At 54.5% G+C, this 17,364-nt stretch carries 15 protein-coding genes; 5 read left to right on the forward strand and 10 right to left on the reverse strand.

All coding sequences use genetic code 11. From position 1 onward, the window contains the following. Positions 1–91: 91 nt before the first annotated feature. The 4 genes from NFR25_RS07275 to NFR25_RS07290 all read right to left on the reverse strand — a co-directional run bounded on the left by NFR25_RS07275 (position 92) and on the right by NFR25_RS07290 (position 6,080). Positions 92–2,830: an LTA synthase family protein gene (locus NFR25_RS07275; protein WP_251198588.1), complete on the reverse strand. Its 2,739-nt coding sequence runs from the start codon at positions 2,828–2,830 to the stop codon at positions 92–94. Positions 2,831–2,926: 96 nt separating this feature from the next. After that, positions 2,927–3,943 carry a helix-turn-helix transcriptional regulator gene (locus NFR25_RS07280; protein ID WP_251198589.1) on the reverse strand — a complete coding sequence of 339 codons (1,017 nt, stop codon included), beginning with the start codon at positions 3,941–3,943 and terminating at the stop codon, positions 2,927–2,929. Positions 3,944–4,189: 246 nt separating this feature from the next. Then, complete coding sequence (locus NFR25_RS07285) at positions 4,190–4,816, reverse strand: flavodoxin family protein (protein WP_251198590.1); 627 nt, start codon at positions 4,814–4,816, stop codon at positions 4,190–4,192. After that, entirely contained in the window at positions 4,797–6,080 is a 1,284-nt protein-coding gene (locus NFR25_RS07290) for an MFS transporter (RefSeq protein ID WP_251198591.1), read from the reverse strand. The genes NFR25_RS07285 and NFR25_RS07290 overlap by 20 nt, the downstream gene beginning before the upstream one ends. Positions 6,081–6,302: 222 nt before the next feature. Between NFR25_RS07290 and NFR25_RS07295 the strand changes: the two genes are divergently transcribed. Then, positions 6,303–6,902, forward strand: coding sequence for a DUF6652 family protein (locus tag NFR25_RS07295; protein ID WP_251198592.1), 600 nt, complete (start codon positions 6,303–6,305; stop codon positions 6,900–6,902). Between the two features lie 107 nt (positions 6,903–7,009). Here the strand turns inward: NFR25_RS07295 and NFR25_RS07300 are convergent, their stop codons facing one another. Next, a complete protein-coding gene (locus NFR25_RS07300) occupies positions 7,010–7,852 on the reverse strand; it encodes a LysR family transcriptional regulator (RefSeq protein ID WP_251198593.1) in 843 nt (280 codons plus the stop codon). Between the two features lie 107 nt (positions 7,853–7,959). On the opposite strand from NFR25_RS07300, the gene NFR25_RS07305 reads away from it, so the two are divergent. Next, positions 7,960–8,808 (forward strand): aldo/keto reductase, encoded by an 849-nt coding sequence (locus NFR25_RS07305; protein ID WP_251198594.1) that lies wholly within the window; start codon positions 7,960–7,962, stop codon positions 8,806–8,808. Positions 8,809–8,856: 48 nt separating this feature from the next. Then, on the forward strand, positions 8,857–9,999 hold the full coding sequence (locus tag NFR25_RS07310) for an aldo/keto reductase (protein ID WP_251198595.1): 1,143 nt from the start codon (positions 8,857–8,859) through the stop codon (positions 9,997–9,999). A gap of 40 nt (positions 10,000–10,039) precedes the next feature. Here NFR25_RS07310 and NFR25_RS07315 read toward each other — a convergent pair whose 3' ends face one another. Further along, the gene (locus NFR25_RS07315) at positions 10,040–11,239 is read right to left on the reverse strand and encodes an MFS transporter (protein ID WP_251198596.1); all 1,200 of its coding nucleotides are present in this window, start codon (positions 11,237–11,239) and stop codon (positions 10,040–10,042) included. A 6-nt stretch (positions 11,240–11,245) separates the two neighbouring features. After that, positions 11,246–11,911 (reverse strand): HAD family hydrolase, encoded by a 666-nt coding sequence (locus tag NFR25_RS07320; RefSeq protein ID WP_251198597.1) that lies wholly within the window; start codon positions 11,909–11,911, stop codon positions 11,246–11,248. A 322-nt stretch (positions 11,912–12,233) separates the two neighbouring features. On the opposite strand from NFR25_RS07320, the gene NFR25_RS07325 reads away from it, so the two are divergent. Then, on the forward strand, positions 12,234–13,739 hold the full coding sequence (locus NFR25_RS07325) for an alanine/glycine:cation symporter family protein (RefSeq protein WP_251198598.1): 1,506 nt from the start codon (positions 12,234–12,236) through the stop codon (positions 13,737–13,739). A 446-nt stretch (positions 13,740–14,185) separates the two neighbouring features. Continuing rightward, positions 14,186–14,641 carry a MerR family transcriptional regulator gene (locus NFR25_RS07330; RefSeq protein ID WP_251198599.1) on the forward strand — a complete coding sequence of 152 codons (456 nt, stop codon included), beginning with the start codon at positions 14,186–14,188 and terminating at the stop codon, positions 14,639–14,641. A 70-nt stretch (positions 14,642–14,711) separates the two neighbouring features. Here the strand turns inward: NFR25_RS07330 and NFR25_RS07335 are convergent, their stop codons facing one another. From NFR25_RS07335 to NFR25_RS07345, 3 genes are all read right to left on the reverse strand, one after another. After that, positions 14,712–15,533 (reverse strand): alpha/beta fold hydrolase, encoded by an 822-nt coding sequence (locus NFR25_RS07335; RefSeq protein WP_251198600.1) that lies wholly within the window; start codon positions 15,531–15,533, stop codon positions 14,712–14,714. 18 nt (positions 15,534–15,551) lie between these two features. After that, positions 15,552–16,703, reverse strand: a complete 1,152-nt coding sequence (locus NFR25_RS07340; RefSeq protein ID WP_251198601.1) for a cation diffusion facilitator family transporter — start codon at positions 16,701–16,703, stop codon at positions 15,552–15,554. Between the two features lie 157 nt (positions 16,704–16,860). Then, positions 16,861–17,304, reverse strand: coding sequence for a cupin domain-containing protein (locus tag NFR25_RS07345; RefSeq protein ID WP_251198602.1), 444 nt, complete (start codon positions 17,302–17,304; stop codon positions 16,861–16,863). Positions 17,305–17,364: the final 60 nt, after the last annotated feature.

The raw sequence follows: 17,364 nt of genomic DNA on the forward strand, positions 1-17,364 counted from the left end.
GTTTGGGGACAGGTTCAGATGACCGAATGGGATTCGTGGACCTGTCCCCTTTTTGTCCCGGACAGAATTGAACCCGTCCCCGATCGTTCGACTATTTGATCTTTTCGGCGAAGTTGAGGTAGTTGAGCCACTTCATCACGTTGGCCATTACGGCATCGGTGGCAGCAGAGATATCTGTTGGTGCTGGTAAAGTGCCAGTTTCGGCGCACTGGGCGATGATAGCTTCGCCTTGGGTGAAGATGGTGTTGTCATCCACTGCTTCCAGCTCGCTTTCAGGGTGCCAGACGCCTTGCACATCCATATAACCATAAAGATTGCTCGATTGGATCCAGGAACGACCCACATAAGTTGCTTTCTCGAAGTCGGTCAGGGGCGCGCCGATATAGGACATGGTCCAGCTCATCAGCATGGCAGGTGCCATCGAACCGCGGTATTCTACGGTATTGCTCTCAAGTGCTGGATAGCTGCCAGCCGTAGCCGTAGCAGTCGCGGTTGCGTTCGCGTTAGTCCAGCTGCTGCCTTCGATCGCGTAATTCGACCAGATGAAATAGTCGGTCTGATACATCGATTCTTGATAGACCACTTCGCTCGATTCATCCGCGAACTGTTCTTTGAAGTACCACGAGAAGCCGGGCTGATGATCGCCGAAGAATACGACCACGGTAGGCTCGACGAAATCTTGCAGCGCTGCGATGAATTCCTGCAGGTCTTCGTCGCTCATCTTGATGCTCGCAAGGTATTCGTTTGCCTCAGCAGCGGCATCTTCATCCACGATACCTGTGAAATCATAGTTCACCTGCTCGTTCGCAGGGATCAGTCCTGTTTCATAGCCGCCATGACCCATCATCGTCAAGTCGAAGATGAATTGCGGGGTATCGGAAGCAGCAAGCTGCTGGAGCACCATCTCGTAAGTGGCCGCATCGCTCACATGCTCACGCACCAGCTCTGCGCCTTCGAAAGCGGTTCCATCGATGAACTGGTCGAAGCCGATTGCGGGGTAGACGCTGTCGCGATCCCAGTTGGTGGCAGCTTCGGGATGGATGGCGGTGGTGTTGTAGCCCAGTGCTTTGAACTGCTTGGGAATGCTGTTAATCTGCGACAGATCGTAGACCGAATAAGGATTGATGCCGCCAGCGATGTAGCCCAGTCCGATGCCAGAGAGAGACTCGAATTCAGAGTTGCAGGTGTTGCCGCCATAAACGCTCACACTTGTCTTGCCCTTAGCGATGGCATCCATATTACGTAGGAATTCAGGACCAGCGTAGTTCACACCCAGGCCACTCATGAAGGAAAGATCGGAGAACGATTCGTTCATTACCAGCACAACATTAGGTTTGACCTGGTCAAATTGAGCGGCTGCCGCTTGACGAGCAGGAGCTGGTTCGATTACTTCATCATAGAGCTCCGCAAGCCCGTCCTGCAGCTCGATCGCCTCTTCATGCGTGTAGCCAGCAGGCGGTTTGATGTTCTCAAGTTGCAGCGCTGCGACGAATGAAGGGATGATGCCAAATTCATCGACCGATTCGTGAGTACGCCAGTAATCGAAGACGATGCCTTCTTCTTCCCAGTCAGTCTCGAGCGCTTCAGAGATGGGCGTGGTGATAAGGTAGCAGCCCAGCAAGATGGAGAGCGCTACTGCGGCTACATTCTTGATGAAGTAACGCACCCACGACCACGTGTGGCGTTTCTCGATCTGTTCGAACGGCAGCGGATCGCCCTGGCGGTCGGTTTCGCGTGGATCCTTGTGTGCGAGCACGGTTGCCAGCGGGTCTTTGAGCCACGTGACCAGCGCAATAGCCAGTGCGAAGAGCGCGATGGTGAAGAGGAGCGCAGTGGTTATCTCATATTCGTATCCGCCAGCTACGGCCATGCCCGTGTTCGCGGAACGTAAGTCGCCCGGCATGATGGCAGCGCTTTTGAACAGTTCGACGAAGAATTCCGCGAGGCCGTAGATAAAGGCGACCGCCATGGGGATGATGAAGCCGATGGGGCGGCGCTGACAGATGAGCCACACGCCCGTTACCACACCCGCAATGATGGTAATTTCGCAGGTCAGATAGGGGTCGATGATTCCGAGCAGCCACCAGTTAGAAGGCAGCTCGAGGAAGACGAAGCATAGCAGCGTTACGATGCCTATGGCAAGCAAAGGGAGCGCCCAACCGAGCACTTCATTGAAGAAGCGACGCGCTTTGCGGAATGGGTGCGAGGGTTTTTGGGGTGCTTGTTGTGCTTGCTGTGTAGGGGCGCTAGATGGCCCAGGGACTTCAGGATCTTCACTGGTGTCATCATCAGAGCCTTCATCGGGCAAAGCGTCGGTGACAGAGGAATCGCTGGTTTCAAGTGAAAGCGTCTTGGCCTTTTCGGAAGGAGCTTCGGCCTCGCTTTCCGTGTCGGCCTCGGTTTTGTCCTTTATCGCATGTTCAGGATCGGCTCCATGTGCAGCTTCACCAGCTGTATTCGCCAGCTCTTCAGCTTTCGCAGCCTTCTTATTCGCGCGTGCTCGTTCGAGCAAATGCCACACATTCGAACCTAGCGCGATCAGGCCGCCCGCGCACACGCAAGCGCTACATAATATAAAGAGAGCATTCGCGCCAGTTACTTTTCCAGCATTCGCGAACAAGAACAGCACCACTTCGCCGCCAGCAAAGATGCACGCCCATAATATGACTGCTATCAGGGAGAATATCCTACGTGCGCCGCCGATATGCTTCACCGTTGCCACGACCGAGATCGCCGCGATCATCGCCAGCACTACGACCGCCGCGCCCACGAGCGGGATCCACGCGTACTGCATGTTCGTGATGTATGACTCCACGAGCTCCAGCTCCACGTGCCCTCCTTGCAGCGCGATCAAAATCAAAGTAGTCAGTAGTTTACTTCTATATATGTGCGTTCGGCGGGCAAAAACCCCTTGAGGGCTGGTGGGTTACCGCTTGCGGTGGCGCCACCATTTCGAGAACGCCACGATGCACACTTCCACAACGGGGATAGTAAGGAAGATGGCCCAGGCGGGATGTGGCTGGTTTTCTATGAAGGCCATCCAGCAGAACCACCCTATGGTGAGGATGGGATAGAGCACGCCTAAGAACGGAGCGATGCGCTTATGTTCAATGGCGGGGCCGAGTGCGTAGTAGAGCGGGATGGTGAGGAAGAAGAACAGACCTGGTAGCCAGAATCCTTTTATCACGCCGGCCAGCAAGTAAGCGATGATGACGAGCGCCCAGAATGGAAAGCGCAGCCAGTTTCGTGCGAAGGGCGTGAGCGGGCCAGAGCCATAGTTGTGATGATGGTGACGACGACCACGCTTGAAGACCTGGTCAGATGTAGGACCTTGCTCGGAGTTGATTCGAACGCCGTCCCAGTCGACATGGACCTCTTCGCCACTGCTGTCGACCACATGAACGCCTTCGGCCCAGGAAACATGCACGCTGTCTCGTCCGTCTTCAACATGGATGCCGTCGAAGCCGATATGAACATTTCCTTTACCCTCTTTGCCAAAGTTAAAGCCAGGGGCATAGGTGCGGGAGCTGCTTGAATCATCTGTGGGCTCACCTTTGACGGAGTGTTCGCCTGCGGGTTCGCTCGCAGGTTGGTCGGTAGGTGCAGAAGTTGGTTCATCGTTGGTCTCGTCGCTAGGCTCGGCAGCAGATTCAGTATCGTCTTCATTGGTTGTCTTGGGGTCGGGTTCGATCGCGCTCTCTTCAGAGCGGGACGCTGCTTCGGTTTCGGTTGTTGAAGAAACCTCTGCATAGAGGAGGTCATCGAGCGAAACATTATAGAGCTGTGCCAGCGCGATGAGATTGTCGGTATCGGGGGAAGATTCAGAACGTTCCCATTTCGACACGGCCTGTCGCGACACCCCGAGCTTTTCAGCGAGAGCCTCTTGAGAAAGCCCCGCATGCTTGCGGCGCATAGCCAGACGCTGTGCGATCTCAACGTTCATAGTGAATACCTTTCGTGTTGGTCGTACGATTTTCTCCGAGTCTATAAAAGCAGGAGAGGTTGCGCGACCGATTCCTGTTGTCATTTGCCGCAACTATTGGTTGCTGGGCAATTGAACTGGAACAATAAAGCCATTTTACTTGAAATCAGACAAAAGAAAACCGCTCGACCCTGGAAGCTTGAGCGGCTGGAATTCGCCACATTCGCAAGTTTGAACGCCCGATAGAGATGCAGCATTTAGTAAGATTTAGCGAATGAAGTTGGTAGAGACCTTGTCTTCGATGGTGTGCTCAACGCCAGCCTCACGGCCAGCTTCGATGCATTTCAGAAGCCACGCCATATTATGGCCCAGCTGACGCATAGTGTGCATGCCTTCGCCGTCGCACTCGACCTCTTTAGGGTCGCGGCCATAGGCAATGTTCCAGTAAGCACTCGAAACAACGGGCATGCCATAGATCTGGAAGTACTTTTGGATCTGGTCGACTGTTTCGATGGTGCCGCCACGACGTGCGATACCCACGCCAGCAGCGGGTTTGTAGCGCATCAGCGCACCGCCCGCATAGAACATGCGGTCGAGCAGGCTGATGACCGAACCGTTCGCTCCTGCAAAGTAGACGGGCGAACCCACGATCAAGCCGTCGGCCTCGCCAGCTTTTTGAATGAGCTCATTGCAGCGATCATCATCGAAGGTGCAGCGATTTTCGCCGGTCTTTCCGCACCAGCCACAAGCAGTGCAGCCACGAATAGGTTTGTTACCGATCCATGCGATCTCGGCTTCAATGTCATCAGCCTGGAGAGCGGCCGCGACTTCTTCCAAGGCGCGCTGAGTGTTGCCCTTATGGCGCGGACTTCCGTTAATGAGCAGAACTTTCATGAGGGTCCTCCCTGCGAAGGTGGTCTTGAGCAGCGGGGATGGTGCCAGTTCCAGCTTTCCATCCGCACACCACCAGTATAAGCGAAAGGACCAGCATCACCAGCAGCGAGACTAACCACGATCCAGTTACATCCACCAGAAAGCCAAGGAGGACAGGTCCGAATGCGGCCATCAAGTAGCCAAAGGTTTGCGAGATGCTTGAGAGCTTTGCTGCATCATTGGGGTCTTCGGTGCGGACACCGAAGTAGTACATGCACAGGCAGAAGGGTGCGCCCAAGGCGAACCCAATGATCGAGGTTGCCACGATGGCGGCCGTGTCCGAGTCGATGAAGAGTAATGCAGCTGCGCCAATAACGCAGATGATGCCGATGATCGCGCCAAGGGCGCGCTGGCGTTTCATCCTCTGAGCTAAGGGCGGCACGAACAGGGTGCAGGGGATTCCCACGATAGGGAAGAGCGCAACACACAGGGTAATGGTCTCAGCGTTCACACCTGAGCTGGCAAGAATAGCAGGAAGCCACGCCACGCAGCAATAGAAAAGGACGGATTGCACGCCGAAGAGGGCCGTGATCCACCAGGTCACAGGACTCTTGATGAGGTGAGGGGCGAGTGGGGCGGCTCCACCTGATCGCTTATTCGATGAAGGTTTTGCCGTGTCGCTCCTTTGGGCTAAGGGTCGAGCGACGATCCAGAGCAGTGCAGCGATGATGGCGAAGGGCAGCAACATCATAAGGATGGCCTGCCAGTCTTGCGATGTTTCCGCCAACATCGAACTAACGCCTGCGGCACCTCCAGCGAACAAGCTCATGGTGGTGGTGTAGAGAGCGGTCATGATGCCCACGTGCAGCGGGAATCGTTGGCGCACGACTGCGGGTAGCAAGATGTTTCCTGCCGATATGCCGATGCCGGCGAATATGGTTCCTGCGAACAGACCGAACACCGTGCCGTCAGATCGCCAGAGCAGGCCGACCGCGATGGAAATGCAGGCAACCGCTAATACGCGGCTCTTCCCGAAGCGATTGGCGAATTCACTGAGCAGGAGTGCTGAAGCTGCGAATGCGAGCAGCGGTAAGGTGGTGACCATGCCCATCATGGCCGATGAGAGCCCAAGCCCGTCTTGAATGGGAGCCGCAAGTGCACCTACCGAAGTAAGTGGTCCGCGTAAAACCGAAGCCGTGAACACGATGCCGAGCGCCACTACTATGAGTAGCGCCGCCTTCGCGTGCCGCGGCTTCACGTCCGTATCCGACGGCTGTTTCGCCATCGCCTCCGTTGTCCCCCGTTCATTCATGCGTTCATTCTATCAAGAACCCCCTCGAGGCCGGGGGCACAACCGTCCTGGACAAAATGGGGACGGGTCCAAAACTGTCCTGGACACTTTGAGGACTGGCCCCAAAGTGTCTGGAGAGAAGGGATAGAATAGTGAGTGGGCGCTGGGCGTCCGAATTACTGTATAGAAAGTGATGGACTTGCGATGTCAAAGGGAATGCGAATTGCATCTTGGGTGTTGACGATCGCCACGGTGGTGTTTTGTAGCTGCACCTTCTTAGTAATGTTCTTGCTGAGCTTCCTCGAAGAAAGCTCGAATCTTGTCTGGAGTACGATCGAAGAAGTGCTCGCTAATGTGCTCATTCCTGTCTTTTGGGTGGGCGTTCCTCTTTTGTTGATCGCTTGCCTGGTCTTCGCGATCATCGCGGCAGTGCGGAAAGGCCCCGAGATCATGCGCACGTCGCGTGCTATCATGCTCACGTACAAATTGGGGATGATTCCATTCTTCTTCGGCGGAGCTACGCTAGAGCTTGCATGCATTGCTTTGGGCTTTCATCCGATCATGCCTGGTATCGGTTGGATCATAGGACTGATGTTGGCGGTCGCTGGCTGGTTCGTGATGCTGCCTGGCAGCGTGTGGGCGATGGCAACCGCCATTCAGCTTCGCCGCTGCGGTCTTATTTCTGCAGGCGAAATGGCTGCGCATATTGTCTTGCAGCTCTTCTTCGTGGCCGATGTGGTCGACGCCATCATCATCTTCGCGCGCTCCTCTGAGCCGAAGACCACCCCGCCAACCACTCCACAAATCCCTGCCTAACGCTCTCGCCTAGCGATTGAGGCTGGGGGCGATCTTGTCTTGGACAAAAAGGGGACAGGTTCAAAACTGTCCTGGACACTTTGGGACCCGTTCCCAAAGTGTCCGCGTTAGAGAGACGAGACGGTGTTGAAGATCTCGCGGATGGATGCGGAAGCATCGGAGCGAGCAAGCAGATAGAAGGACGCGAAAGCGCAGGCGTGGTCAAAGGGGACGAGCACGCGACCAGAGTTGTTGTGTTGCTGATAGCGCGCGTCCGAGGCGAACATGAGCGCGTTTTGATTCGCGGCCAGGTGAAGCAGCATGGCTTCGTCTTCCTGGATGATGAATTCACATTGAGGCAATGCTTGGCGCACAGCATCGGCCCAAAAGCCTACGCGCTGCGCCATCAGGAATGTTTCACCTGCAAGATCTTTTGCGGAAAGCTTCTTGCGCTTCGCCAGGCGATGCTGTGGCGAAAGAGAGATGGACAGCTGCTCGTCCATCAGGTGACAGCAGTTTACTGACGGATATTGGACGGGTTTAAGCGAGATTCCTAGGTCGATGTCCCCGTTGATGATGTCTCGCTCGACTGCTGACTGACTTTCCATGCGCGAAGTGAGCAACTGTTCGGGAAAGTGCTCGACCGTGATGGCTGTTAAACGCCAGAGTGGCGCTGGGGCCACCGTGCCCACCATCAGTGTTGCTGCGCGATCGGTCAATTCGTCGATAGCCTTCATCATGAATCGCTCTTCGCGTAGTATGGCGCGTGCATATTCTAGGATCGCGTTGCCTACGCGGCTCAATACTACGCGCCGTCCAATGCGCTCGAATAGACTCACTCCCAGCTCCGCTTCGAGCCGAGCGATAGAGCGACTGAGCGCAGGCTGCGAAATGTTGAGCGATTCGGCAGCAGCGCTGACAGTTCCCAGACGCGCGATGGCGTCAAATTGTCTTAGTTGATCGAAATTCATGATCGCTTATTCCGTTTCTGCATATGCAACACTTCATAATGCATTGTACTTCAAGCTGTTCACCTGCAAGAATCAGATATAAGGAAGAAAAAAGAAACGAGGTTTCTATGCTTGAATTCACTATGAATGACGGGAATACGATCCCTGCTGTTGGCTACGGTGTCTTTCTGATGACGCCCGAAGAGGTAGAAGCGCATCTGCCCGAGGCTATCGATGCGGGTTATCGTCATATCGATACTGCAAATGCTTACTTCAACGAAAAGGCAGTTGGTCGCGTGGTGAACGCCAGCGATCTTCCGCGTGAGGAATTCTTCATCACCACGAAGCTGTTCCCGCAGAGCTACCCCTATGAGCAGTGCAAGGTGGACATCGATGCCACTCTTGCGCGTCTGAACACGGACTACATCGACCTACTTCTACTGCACCAGCCCTATGGCGAATACGTGCAGGCGTGGAAGGCAATGGAAGAAGCTGTGGCTGAAGGTAAGGTACGATCGATCGGCTTGTCGAACTTCCCGCAGGCAAAGCTGCAGGAGATCCTGGATGTGGCTACCATCACTCCAGCAGTAGTGCAGATCGAGATCAATCCGTATTGGAATCAGCACGAGATGAAGGAATTCCTGGCACCTTATGATGTGACCTTTGAGGCATGGTATCCGCTGGGCCATGGCGATGAGAAGCTGCTGGCCGAGCCTATTTTCGCTGAGCTTGGCAAGAAATACAGCAAGACACCTGCGCAGATCATCTTGCGCTGGCACCTGCAAGAGGGAAACGTCATCTTTCCGAAGACGCTTAACCCTGCGCACATGGCGGATAATATCGATATCTTCGACTTTGAATTGACCGATGAAGAGATGGCGCGCATCAACAGCCTGCCACAGAATCCTTACTACATCGTTCCTGATGAAGCACCTGATTTTGTGCTGACCGTGAACGATTATGACGCGCAGAAATAGCCTTGTGCGTCGACTTCTGAAACTTGACCTGACTGAAGAGAGGACCCGATGAACAACCTTGGATTTGGCGCGATGCGCATGCCTGTGCTCGGAGACGACACCACTGCATTCGACTACGAACAGCTCAACCAGATGGTGGATACCTTCCTGGATGCGGGCTATACCTATTTCGATACGAGCTTCGTCTATCACAATGGCACGAGCGAACAGGCCATGCGCAAGGCGTTGGTCGAGCGTCATCCGCGCGATTCGTTCACCATCGCAACGAAATTCCCCACCTTTATGAACTTGCCGGAAGACCAGGTCGAAGCTACTTTCCAGAAGCAGCTCGACAACCTGGGTGTGGACTATGTCGACTATTATCTGCTGCACAATATCCAGACCGTGCTGTATTGCGGCATCGATGGCAAAGGTGGCATCGTCCAGGAAACGCATCTGTTCGACCACCTGAAGCGCTGGAAGGAGGAGGGTCGTGCTAAGCACATTGGCTTCTCATTCCATTCTTCGGCAGTAGTGCTCGACCGTGTGCTGACGGAACACCCCGAAGTGGACTTCGTGCAGATTGCGGTGAACCCGATCGATTGGGATAGTGAGTTCGTGCAGGCTGCGCAATGTTATGAGGTCATTCGTCGCCATGGCAAGCGGGTCGTGATCATGGAAATGGTGAAGGGCGGCGGCTTGGCTAGCTTGCCTGTGGACGCGGAAGCATTGTTGAAGGCGCTGCGTCCTGATGAATCGATCGCTTCGTGGTCGCTACGTTTTTCGCTCGAGATGCAGGATGTTATCGCGGTGCTTTCGGGCATGTCCACGTTGCAGCAGGTCGAGGACAATATCGTTACCACGAAGGCAGCCGAACCGTTGAGCGCGGTCGAGGTTGACGCGTTGTGGAAGGCTATGGCTCTCTATCGCGAAAGCGCACCTATCACTCCTGTGCAGCTGAAAGCGTTCGAGGGTATCACTTGGAACAACGTGCCAGTTACGGCCATCTTGCAGGCCTATAGCATCTGCCAGATCCAGCCCGATCCTGGTTTCTCGGATGACAATAACTACTTCAAGAATGCGCTTGCCGAGCTGGCACATCTGGATATGGCTGGCGAGCTGCCACATCAGCAGGTAGTTCTTCCTAACGGCGAAGATGCCACTCCGCTGGTCGACGAAGCCGTTGCTTGGCTGAAAGCCCACTCGTTCTAAAAGTGGGCACCTTGGGACCTGTCCCCGAAGTATTCGAGGCTTATTCGGGGCTGGTCTGGATCTTTTGCTTCACAAGCCAGTAGATGGAGATGAGCAGGGTGCCGATGGCGGGGATGAGCATAACCAGCCACATGGATGAATACGCGCCCGACAGGCTTCCCATTGCTGGCTCGAGGCTTTCGACCACGAATCCGCCGATGATGGGGCCAAGCAGCGTGCCCAGATCCATGCCGGTGAAGGTGGTGTTGCTTGCGGCGCCGCGGCGCGAAATGGGCACCGACGCCAGTGCGAGCGATTGCAGCAACGGAGCACAGCAGCCAAAGCCAGCCGAACCCAACACGGCCGCAAGGATGAAGCCGGGCAGGCTGTTCGCGAACGAAAGCGCGATGTAAGAACTGGCGAAGAATAGGATGCCCACGGCCAGCAAGCGCGGGGTGCCGAACCTGTCCGCCAGGCTGCCGAAGAGCGGGCGCGTGACGAACAGACAGAGCGCGTAGATGACGAAGAACAGGCTCATCTGCTCGACGCCCACCGAGTAGCCGTACAGCACAACATACGAGGTCATACACGAAAATGATGTTGCCAGCAGCATCAGTGCCACGCCTTTGCCCACGGCTTGCGGCGCGAACATGCGATCGAGCTTCAGCTCGTATTTCAGACGCTCGTGATACGGTTCTTTGATCAATAGGATCCCCATGATCGCAACGAGCACGCATGCCGCCGCAGATGCATACGTGACGGAAAATCCGATCGCGTCGATAAGATACAGACCCACCGCCGGGCCGATGACCTGCGCAACCGACTGCGCCAGCGCGTAGATGCTAATGCCGCTGGCGAACTTCGCCTTGGGCAGGAACTCCGACACCAGCGACATAGCCAGCGGACCGCCGCAGCCAATACCGATGCCATGGAAGAGCCTGACCACGATCAACGCCTCGAGCGTGTCGACCACGCCATACAAGAACAGGCACATGCACGTGATAGCCTGCGACGCGATCAGCAGCCATTTGCGCGAGAAGCTGTCGAACGCCGGCCCCGCGAATGGGCGAATGAGCAGCGCTGTTACCGTGAACGAACTGACCACGATGCCGATCATACCCGTGGTTGCGCCCATCGAATCGATGTAGAGCGGCAGGGTGGTGCCTGCCATGAACGCCGCCATGGATTGGAACAGATTCACCGCCATCAAGATGATGAACGGCAGGCTCCAGATAGTCTCTTTCTTTGCGGTGGTTTCCATTGGTTCCTATTCCGTGCGGTTCAGGGCTTCAATCAGTTTAGGCAGATCGGCGAAAGTATCGATCTCATGATCAGGATGCTCGGCCGTAAGTGATTCAGGTGAGAACATGCCCCAGCGTGCCGCTATCGTAGTGCACCCCGCCGCATTACCCGCTTTGATGTCGTACGGGCTGTCGCCGATGTAGGCGCAGTGCGCGGGATCAACACCCATGAGGCGACAGGCTTCCAGGATGGGGCCAGGTTCGGGCTTGTGAACAGGGAAGTCATCCGATCCGATGAGCACTTCGAAATAGTCGCGAATGCCGCAGATCTCTAACCCGCGATCGGCAAGCCAGTGACGCTTCGATGTGACCACGCCCATGCGATAGCCCGCACGTTTCAGTGCTTCGAGTCCGTCTTTCACGCCTGGGAAGATGTTCACGCCTTCATCATGGATAGAGTCGTTGTAGGCACGATAGGCGGCTACGGTTCGATCGACCTGCGATTCATCGTCAAGGAAGGTACGCATCTGGTCCTCGAGCGGAGTGCCTACGCCGTGCATCAGCTCTTCATCGCTGCGATCTTGGCCCAGTTCGCCATTCACGATGTAGCGCATGGCTTCAAGGATGATGTCGTAGGTGTCGATCAGGGTGCCATCGCAATCGAACAGCAAGCAGTCGATGTTGTGATCCATAAATGCCTTCCTCCGCGACCGATTCCGCATATGCTGGGGGCTTTTCCGAGCGGGTGATTTCGCGCGCATGCATGCGAAGAATCTGTGATGAGTTGTATTCTAGCGCGTAACAGCTTGTTTTCGCATCACGACCATTCGTTGCATCCTGTACACGATCGGTCTTGTTTCACTCTAAAATCAAAGTAGCTCATTTTGACGTGTGGTGCAGCACGCCCCCACGAAGCGAGCATAAGGTCGGCTGCCAGCTCTAAGGCCTCCGATCGAAGACCGAGAACTTGCTTTGGCAAGTACCCAGCCGTGTGCTTGAATTGGAGGGGACGAAATGGAATTCACTAGCATCAATAGCTTCCTGGTGCTCATCACCAGCGACATAGATAACTTCATGTACACCTATATATTGGTAGCGCTGCTCGTGTTCACGGGCATCTATTTCACCATCCGTACGCGTGGCGTGCAGTTCCGCTACATCAAAGACATGTTCTCGCAATTGTTCGAGAAGAAGGTGGATAAAGGCGGTAAGACCATTTCCTCCTTCCAGGCGATGATGGTCTCCACTGGTTCGCGCGTAGGTACGGGCAATATTGCTGGCATCGCTACGGCGCTTGCTATCGGTGGCCCTGGCGCACTGTTCTGGATGTGGGTGATGGCGCTAGTGGGCGCCGCTTCGGCATTCATCGAGTCCACGCTCGCGCAGATTTGGAAGGTGAGGGCAGGCGACGGACAGTTCCGTGGCGGCCCGGCTTACTACATCCAGCAGGGTCTAGGTAAGCGCTGGATGGGCATCCTCTTCGCTATTTCGCTGATCGCATGCTTCGCAATCGGATTCAATGAACTTCAGGCTTATAATGCTGCGTCAGCGCTGGAATACTACATTCCCGACTACGCTACGAATGGCGCGGCGGTGGTGATGGGCATCGTACTGACGGCGTTCACGGGTTTGGTCATCTTTGGCGGAGCTCATCGCATTTCAGTGATCAATTCATGGGTCGTGCCTATCATGGCACTGGCATACATTGGCTTGGGCGTGTTCGTTACGATAACACATCTCTATCTTCTGCCTGAAGCTTTCGGCATGGTGTTCCAGTCGGCCTTCGACTTCACGGCGATCTTCGGCGGTTTCGCGGGGTCGGCTTTGATGCTGGGTATCAAGCGTGGTCTGTTCTCGAATGAAGCGGGCATGGGTTCTGCGCCGAACGCTGCTGCTTCGGCTTCGGTCTCGCATCCGGCCAAGCAGGGCCTGGTCCAAACGCTTTCGGTCTATATCGACACGCTGTTCATCTGCACCTGTTCGGCTATGATCGTGCTGGTGTTCATGGTGCAAGACCCACAGACTGCCGCAGGGCTCAACGGCATGCCGCTCGTGCAGATGGCACTGCATCATTTTGCGGGAGACTTCGGTATCGGGTTCATCACCATCGCGGTGTTCTTGTTCGCTTACACCAGCTTGATCGGCAATTACTTCTATGCGGAATCGAATTTGAAGTTCATCGTTGGTGAACGTAAGGGCGTTGTGTTCTGGTTCCGTGTGGCTTGTCTTGCCATCGTGTTCATTGGCTGCCTGAGCAGCTTCGACCTGGCTTGGAATGTGGCGGATATCCTGATGGGCTTCATGTGCATCATCAACTTGATCGCTATCTTACTGCTGGGCAAGTGGGCGCTGAAGTGCATGGATGATTACGCGCGCCAGCGCAAAGAGGGCGTGGATCCCATCTTTCATGCGTCATCGATACCTGGCCTGCCCAAGTGCGAATGCTGGAGCGATGAATTCGATGTCCATATCGAGCAAGCCGTTGCTGAACAAGCAGTCGCCAAGCAAGAAGAGCGTTAGCCAGGACATTCTGAAAAAGCGGGATCAAACCTTAAAGCGTCCAATTTCTTAGGGCGCAGAGGGTTTGACACGAGCTATTTTTGTTGGTGGTTTTGTTGCTCACGATTAGTGTCCAGGCTTTATATTTCAGAAAAACGTGAGAAATTTCTTACTTTCAGTTCAAAAAATCCTAAAAAATTATTTAGTATTCCCGTTGTAAAATTCTATAAAATTTTTTAGAATTATCGACAGGAAGAGGCGCGATGGTCAAGCGCAAAGACGTGATCAGGTTCTTTAGGCTTCGAGGATTCTCTCTCGAGAAAGCAGCTAATCACGATAAACTCGTGCATCCTGATGGCCGATGGACCGTACTAGGGCGGCATCGAGAGATCAGGAATAGGACGTTCGAGGATATGAAGAAGCAAGTAGGGCTTAAAGGCTCTGACCGAAATGGGAAGAGGTAAGAAATGCTGCACGTATACGAATTCGAAGTGTTCAAAGATGAGAATTTCTTCATAGTAGAGCCCTTTGATATGTTGGGCGCAACTCAGGGCGAGACTTTTCAAGAGGCTTGCGAAATGGCCGCCGATTGGCTGAAGATCGACATGGAACATCGTGCCATGCATGAAATCCCGTTTCCGACCCCCACGTTCGGTAATGAATTGCAACATGGTGGTGAACGTCTGGTTGTCGCAGTTGAGGCAGGACGAGATACGGTCGAGAAGATGACTGCATCCGAAGCGGCCCGTCGTTTAGGAGTAACTCCGGGCCGTGTCTCTCAAATGATGAAGACATGCCAACTCGAAGGCTTCAAAGAAGGTGGTACTCTTTGGATCACCAAGGGCTCTGTAGATGCGCGCCTGGAAGACCGACCCAAAGCTGGTCGCCCCCGAAAAGACCAGGCCGAAAAGAAGCGCGCCTAAACTCCTAATCAGTCTTGGTCACGCACTCGATTATGCCGCATCTACTTGTAAAACGCTTGGGCACAGAAAACTAGGTTAAGTCATCAAGGAAATTTTCGATCGCTGCATTTACGAATTCGGGGTTGTCGCAGGTTGAATTATGACCGGCGTTGGGAATCCAATGAATGGGATTGCCCGTGCGTTCTTCCCACGCGCGGTTATAACGTCGAGCAGAACCAGCGCCGTCTTTCTCGCCACAAAGGATCAAGAAAGGGCAATCGATTTGGTAGGGGCGGTCAGCCTCTACCGCTTCGGCAAGAACGCGGAACCCGTGAGCCGATAGGTCGCAATATTCGGATTTGCGATAGTTGCGCATCATCACATGCATGATGGCCTGTCCGTATTCAGTAGTTAAATTACCTTTCGCACCAAGATTCACGAGTACGTTCCAGGGGAATGCTTGGAACATGAGCTTCGTATGTCTGAGCGCAGCTAATTCCCAGGCTGCATAATATGAACGTTGCAACGGACACGAATCAACCGAAACGAAACCACACGCAACGCCAGGAAACAGATCCATGAATGCTTGCGAGACGTAGCCACCCATAGACTGCCCAACAAGCACGGGATGTTCAATCCTTTCAGCATCGAGGATTCCTTTCAGCCAGCGCGCTTTATCGTCGAGCGTCCAATCGAGCGCAAAGGGACGTGACAGGCCGTGGTTCGGCGCATCCCAAACCAGCAGGTTCGCTTTCGCGGCAAAATACTCGACCTGCCTATCGAATAGACGATGATCTGCGGTCAAACCCGGCAAGAATACGAGCCAAGGTTGCCTCTGATTCGGTTGCTCGGTCACCCAATATGCGATGCGACCGCGGTCGGTGGTGTAAGTCTTTGGTGTAAGTCCATTCATTGTGGGCTCTCTCGGGTGTTAGTCGCTGATGTCGTGGTCGAGGACCGTGGCGAAGGTGAGCGAGGGATAAGCGGCCTTCATCTTGCTGATCACCTCGTCGGCAGTGGCTTCAGCATCGTGATCGAAATCGACCACCAGATCGAAGTAGCAAGTCTTGGTCTTCGAATCGACGTAGAAGCCATGCATCTGCAATACTTCAGGATGTTTCTTTATCAGCTTTTCAAGTGATGTCTTCACTTCAGCATATTCGCCGGTGGTGTTCGACGCATAGATGCCGATGGTGATGATGCAGTTGAACTTTCGATAGACCGCCAGCGCGATGGAGCGGGTGAGCTCGTGTATTTGGTTCGCGCGCATGTTGTCATCCACTTCGATATGAGCAGAACCAACGCGTTCATTGGGCCCATAGTTGTCGACGGACAGGTCGTACACTCCATGCACGCCTTCGAAACTGCTGATGAACGCTTCAAGTTGATGGGCGTAGTCGGTATCGACGCGCTCGCCGATCACCGAGCTTACGGCTTCGCGCAGGATGTCGATACCTGCCTTCACGATGAAGAGCGAGATGAAAGCGCCGATGATGCCGTCGATGTTCAGGTTGAACACCATGCTCAAGAATGCTGATACCAGCGTGCCTCCCGAAAGGATGGCATCGAACATGTTGTCCTTGCCCGAGGCGATGAGCGGTTGCGAATTCACCGCGTGACCTGCGCGATTGAAATAGATGCCCATGATTATCTTGGTGACCACCGCAATGATGATGACAACTACCGTGATCGTAGAATAGGAAAGCGCTTCAGGCCAGATGATCTTCTTCACCGACTCTACCAGCGAAGCGATGCCAGCATAAAGGATGATCACCGCTATGGCCATGGATGTGACGTATTCTAGGCGCCCGTATCCGTAAGGATGCTCCTTGTTGGGTTTCTTGTTGGAGAGCTTGGTGCCGATGATGGTGATGATAGAAGATCCTGCATCCGTAAGGCTGTTCACTGCGTCAAGGATCACCGCGATAGAATTCGCTAAGATGCCTGCTACCAACTTGATTGCGGTGAGCAATAGGTTGCCTGCGATACCAACGAAGCTGGTGAAGACGATCTTGCGCTCGCGCGCCTTCACGGGACTTTCGGTGGCGTCTTGCTTCGCGGGCTTGTTGTGAGCTTCGGGCATCGGTGCTTTCTTCCTTGAGGATCGAGGGCTGTTTAAACCCATCATAATACCAACGATGCGCCCGCACAGTGGCAGGGCGCATTCGCAATCAAGTCGTAAATGTTATCGAGTGCGCAAGGTGCCTGGATCCAGGTTGCCTCGCGTGCTCTGCTGCTGATCAGAGGGCATCGTAGTGGGCATCGTCGACTGGTTCGAGCCATTCATTCGAGGTATCCGTGCCAGGGATCTCGAAGGCCAGGTGGCTGAACCAGCTATCAGCTGCGGCACCATGCCAGTGCTTCGTGTTGGCTGGAATATGCACTACATCGCCTGGGAGCATCTGCTGAGCTGGCTTGCCCCATTCTTGGTACCAACCACGACCGCCTACGCACACGAGCATCTGTCCGCCGCCTTCAGTGGCGTGATGGATGTGCCAGTTATTGCGACAGCGTGGTTCGAAAGTAACGTTGAAGAACGGGATCTGCTCGGTAGAGACTGGTGCCAGGTAGCTCTGCCCGATGAAGTACTGCGCGAAACCATCGTTCGGGTCCCCAACGGGGAACATGATGGTCTCAGCATATTGATCGAGTGTCATGTCTTTGGTGTTCACGGTCTCTGCCATGGGGAATCTCCTTCTCAGTGTTGGGGACGGGTTCATTTTTGTCCCGGACAAAAATGAACC

The sequence above is a fragment of the Anaerotardibacter muris genome, from assembly GCF_943192915.1.
GTDB lineage: Bacteria > Actinomycetota > Coriobacteriia > Coriobacteriales > Eggerthellaceae > Anaerotardibacter > Anaerotardibacter muris.